Consider the following 5,140-nt stretch of genomic DNA (forward strand, 5'->3'; position numbering starts at 1 on the left):
TCCATGAGAAGATCAACTAACCAGTACCAGTTGTAGGTGGACTCCACTGCAATGCCAGCTAAATCTGGTTTGAATGGTTCAAGCATTTTTAAAATTTTCTGTTGGTTACATGGTATTTTCTTGGAAAAAATTTGCTTGCTGTCATTATCAATAATACTCCAGTAATTATTTGTTGAATGTAAATCACAACCAGCATACAATTTCATAAGGCACCTCCCATATTAGAGTTGTTGATTGCCTCTTTGTATAGCCGGTTTTTGTTTGCCAAGCTATACTTGGGAGGTGCCTTTTAAATGGTTATCAGGGTAAACTGGCAACATAATGTCCCTTTACTTTTCGCTAACAGGCTTATAGCCATTATAAACCTCACATGAATCGTTGCAGCTATCACAATTTAGTTTGACTCAATATACCTTTCCCCATTCATACTGATCAATAATCTTTAGCCCCCCAGCAATTGTTTCTTTGATTTTGGTCGTGTTTTGTAAGTAACAGCGTTTATTTATTTCCAGCATAACAGATTTCAAGTTTTTGTTTTTATTATATAAATGCAAAGGCACAATAGTTCCTGAATACGGGTAATTAAATCCTACATTATACCCATTTGTGGTAAAATGAAGATTTATTTTTTTTGCCAAATCGTCAGGGGTATGAAATTGATCCGTACCTATACATATATCCGGATGGTCTTTTTCTGTTGGCGTGAATGTATGAGCATCTACTATGGTGACTATATCAAAAAATCCCAGCTCAAAATTTATCTGTTTGTTTAAATGGTTATGGTACTTTTTATATATTTTCATCGCACTTCTGTCTGATATATTCCTCTTGATTTTATTGCCAAATACATCTCTCTTATAGATAATACCTTGTCCAATTGCTTCCATGGGGTCGTCTGGCAATCTTTCTACATCACAGACGAACCTGCTAAGAGGGAACTCGATATATGTTGAATCTGGATAATCAAATAATTCGCTAACATAATCATCGGTTAGAAATCCAAGATTTTCTTTTTCATTGGTTAGCTCAACCATACCCTCAATAAACCTTGAGGAATGTGGAATATGAAGAATCATGACACTACTCCATGCATACTCTCCCAAGTCCAGGAGATGTTGGGATGCTTCAAGTCATTGCCTTACAAACTCAATTAACCATCTGGTCTCCATTCCAAAAAAATAAATTGATAGTGCTTTGTCAGGAGGTCAGCCTTCAGTTATTTTCATCTAAGATATATTGGTGAGAAGGTAATATCCTCAATTTTTCCAGGGATTAAATCCATATTGGTAAATTCATCCAACCTTTTATTTTTGATATATTTTGCAGCGCTTATCACATACTCAATGTCAGAAATATCCATTTCTGCTTTTTTAGTATTTGGAATTATTACCAAGAGGTTAGAAACGGCATAATGTTCAGCCCATACTTTTAAGCTTGCAGACATAAAGGACTTAAATTCTGAAGTCTTTTCACCATATAGATGGATGTATTTTGATATGTCAGGGTCATCATAAGAGGTTAAAGGTACATTACAGTAACTTTCAAAAAAAGTGGTCATGTCAATCAAAAAAAATGGCTTGCTATAGCTTTCCTCAATGGTTCTCAATGTTTTCTCCTTTTCAGCAATCCCTGGAATAAAAAGTAAAAAACCATCCACATCCAGGTTATCAGTATTATCCTCAGGTGGTGACCAGGTAATATCTTGGTCCTTAAATATTATGTTTTCCCAAGCATCTCTTACGCTTTGATCAGAAATAATTGTAATTTTTGAGAAGATAGCGGTGTTTTTCATGTTATTCCTTTAGTTTCAATATTAGATAATTTGAAGGAAGAAAAATTTCAGTCACTGTCTATCTGTTAAGCATTCCACCAAGTTTATTCTCAAACTCTTTCATCAATGATTCATCTTTCTTAAGCAGTCTGTATCCATCTCTTGCCTCAAAAAATATCTCGCCTTCAAGATCTGGTAATTTGGAATCTTCAATGTCTACAAGCTCCACATCATTCCAGTATGAAATTTTTGACTGAACTTCTCCTTTAATTGCTTGCAATAATGGAACAGTTTTAAATAATTCCTCTACTTCCTCCCTTCTCAGGCAAGGAAACCACAACTGACAGACTTGGGATTTTTTCTGTAAATTCCAATCCATCCACCATTCATTACTTTCTTTACGCAGCAGGTTGATAAGCAATTTTTTAAGGCTCTTGCACTCTGGATGATATTTTGAATCAGTAAATCCTTTGAGCTGTGCAATGACCGGTTGGCCATAAAATTCAATTTCAAAGGCCATGCCTTTTGGGGATCCTGATTTAAAAGCAAGCTCCTTGGTAGGGCTGGCAAAAACTGAAGTTCTTCGGCAGGGATAACTTGCTGGTCTGACCCACTCCCATAAGTTATCTACAAGATAAGGAACATTGCCTGGGGGTCGCATGGTTGGTCTGTACTTTATAAGTTCATATCCATCTTTATTGGGTACTATTGATCTGTATGCACTAAACTTGGCCATGATTATCCTCCATTGCTAAATTGTTAAACTTCGATTGCATCCTGACCATTCATTTCTCGTAAATCACTTATTAGCTTTGTCATGGTGACTGGCCTGACTCCTGTTTCAATAACCTTATCAGGGACTGGATCTCCAACTAATCCGTCTTTAAAACTGAAAGTCTGGCCCCTTGTCCGCAATATCAATCTGGTGTTAAGGTTGTACTTTACATGCTCAAAGGCCTTCATCAATTCTTTGGTTCCTGCCAGTCTTTTACACAATATTGTCCTGCATTCTCCGCAGATACCCATGCAGCCGTTCCCCCCGGATAAGGGAGATCCACCCCCTTGAAAAAAGTACAGTTTTCCGCTGCATTCCTGGCATTCACCAACAAAGTCATCCTTTTTCCACAACTGAAGCAGCGCTCCAATGGGGGCGTGGTATCCTCCCATATAGGCCAATCCAATAACCGAACGTTCAAGATATGAATGAAAATACCTGGGAGTATCTATGATCAAGTCTGAGTATTTAAGAATCAGGTCAAAGTTTTCCTTAAACAGATAAAATTCTTTTCTTCTTTCCTGCTTTGTCTTCTTTGGCAGGGCAACGATCTGACCAATTTGTCTGACTTCTCCATGCTTCATGGGACAACCTCCAGTTTTTTTACTTTTGGCTTTATCTGCTTTGTGCGAGATCTTTCATGGTTGTCTTGTGCTCAAAGCAACCATCCGGATGACTGGTAATCACCGGCATATAACCATCACCCTCAATAAAACCCGAAATACCTGAACAAAGCATCCTTTTCGCCCAGCAAGCCAAAGTCACTTGAACCTGCTCGGAAAAATCAACAAGGTTAATTTTCCAACAATTATTTGGGTAACGTCTGAGGCGTATCCATCCTCTGGATATAACCTCTCTGACAATCATGTCTCTGGCTTTACCTTCAAAGCCCAGCGGTTCGCCGTAATCTTTGTAGACAGCTTTCAAATAAGTCATGGTCAGCCCAAACCTTTCAGGGGTATCTATGATTTTACTGATGTGACTGGTTCCAACACCAAGTATTTCACCCCCAGGTGAAATCCAGAATGCTGCTGTGGGTGTGGTTCTGATCATGGCTATACCTCCAGGTCAGCCGTAGGCTCATTAGTTAATATCGGATGTTAATGAATTCCAGGCATATGGAATCCCTACCAGGCAATTATGCCCGCTTATGATGTTTGATCAGGCTTAAAAAATCGTTGGACAATTTGTCAGGCGTGTGGCTCTACGTGGAGTACGTGTGAATGGCCAACGCTTTAGCAGTATTTTTCGCCCTGCAAGTTGTCGATTAAATCGGCGTTATCTGAAAATTAGACAAAAAAAATCCCGCTCGGCTTATGCTGAAGCGGGGTTGTTAATCCCTCTCTTTAGCTGTTTTTATAAAGCGCCCGCAAGCCGAGTCAAATCAGCGCTATTGAGTATTTAATAAGTAAATTTACGTATAATGTCAAGTAAAAATTTTACAACCAAAGTCTGCTTTGCTTGACAGTCAAAAGTTCTCTTAACCATTTGAATTCATTTACCATGATTCTACCTATTCGTCATTCCGGCGAAAGCCGGAATCCAGTGTCTTTTCAATAGGATAAAAGACTGGATGCCGGATCAAGTCCGGCATGCCGGGGAGAACTTTTGACTCTCAAGTGCTTTGGATTTAGTTCAGTTTGTCGTGAGTAGGAGGAGATAAATTTTTAAAACCAAAAAAATCAGCCAATTAGATAGCCTATAGTATCCCACAGGATATAGTGCAGCAAGATACGGCCAGTCTTGCCAGCTATAGAGGTATTAAAATCAAAAACCAATCATACCGTTCTTGACAAAGCCCCAAAAATTGATACTTTAATAAAGGAGCCAATGAGTATACTTCTCTTTGGCCCTTATAGAAAGGGACTAAACCTGTACCAGGATAGTCCCTTTCGTTCATTTCAGGGGGGCTAAAATCCCGCTCAAATGCCGTTTCATGGATTTTTATGCAAATACTCTTATTCCTCCCTGTAGAGGGGAAAGGTCATCAACTGGATTGGAAGTAAAAGCAGGCCACTGGCTTATCTGAAGAACAGCCGTTTACCTGCATGGCCTTCCATCTGAGAACCTTGCGCTGGCCTTCACCTCTGCACCTCGCCAGGGCAGTCGTGTATGACCTTTCCATGCTTACCTTGAAGACGAGGGCGAGGAATAAGATAAAAAGGTTAAAGTCCTGAAGCAGGACTCTTCAATGCCTTGTTCAGGATTAATGAGAATTATATAGTATATTGAGCTTGATATTTGTCACCTGCTCAAAATGCTCAAATGATATTTTCTCTTAGCCGCTTCATAGAAAAAATCCCCTCAACCCCGCCAACCTTAGTAAATTTTCGCTCATCCTTGGAGTTAAGCAGATGTTTCACCCGGTCGAACACCTCCTGGACAAAGTCCTTCCCACCGATAATGCCTGAATCAGTAAAATACCTGCAACGGTAGCGAAACCGTTCTGCTCGGCTGACTTTATAGCCTTTCTTTCTGGCCTTCTCCACGATCTTTTTATCCAGCACTTTGCCTTTCCCAGCATCCACAGCGCCAGTCTCGTAAACAAACTGCCTGTACTTGCGCACAATTTCTGATGGATCAAACTCATTCCA

The 5,140-nt window shown here is 39.5% G+C and carries 5 protein-coding genes, 2 pseudogenes and 1 riboswitch; all 7 genes and pseudogenes read right to left on the bottom strand.

Annotated features, from left to right (window positions below; genetic code table 11):
* A pseudogene (locus LZ23_RS25220) lies at window positions 1-206 on the bottom strand (IS110 family RNA-guided transposase); the annotation flags it as partial.
* Window positions 207-404: 198 nt separating this feature from the next.
* Entirely contained in the window at window positions 405-1,076 is a 672-nt protein-coding gene (locus LZ23_RS21420; protein ID WP_045217566.1) for an N-formylglutamate amidohydrolase, read from the bottom strand.
* Window positions 1,077-1,222: 146 nt separating this feature from the next.
* Window positions 1,223-1,792, bottom strand: coding sequence for a hypothetical protein (locus tag LZ23_RS21425; RefSeq protein ID WP_045217568.1), 570 nt, complete (start codon window positions 1,790-1,792; stop codon window positions 1,223-1,225).
* Window positions 1,793-1,850: 58 nt separating this feature from the next.
* Complete coding sequence (locus tag LZ23_RS21430; protein ID WP_045217570.1) at window positions 1,851-2,507, bottom strand: hypothetical protein; 657 nt, start codon at window positions 2,505-2,507, stop codon at window positions 1,851-1,853.
* 23 nt (window positions 2,508-2,530) lie between these two features.
* Window positions 2,531-3,130, bottom strand: a complete 600-nt coding sequence (locus tag LZ23_RS21435) for a hypothetical protein (RefSeq protein WP_045217571.1) — start codon at window positions 3,128-3,130, stop codon at window positions 2,531-2,533.
* A 31-nt stretch (window positions 3,131-3,161) separates the two neighbouring features.
* The gene (locus tag LZ23_RS23095; protein ID WP_052507597.1) at window positions 3,162-3,599 is read right to left on the bottom strand and encodes a hypothetical protein; all 438 of its coding nucleotides are present in this window, start codon (window positions 3,597-3,599) and stop codon (window positions 3,162-3,164) included.
* A gap of 274 nt (window positions 3,600-3,873) precedes the next feature.
* Window positions 3,874-3,947: riboswitch (SAM riboswitch) on the bottom strand.
* Between the two features lie 860 nt (window positions 3,948-4,807).
* Window positions 4,808-5,140 (bottom strand): annotated as a pseudogene (locus LZ23_RS21445) (hypothetical protein); the annotation flags it as partial.

It is taken from the genome of Desulfonatronovibrio magnus (assembly GCF_000934755.1).
Lineage (GTDB): Bacteria > Desulfobacterota > Desulfovibrionia > Desulfovibrionales > Desulfonatronovibrionaceae > Desulfonatronovibrio > Desulfonatronovibrio magnus.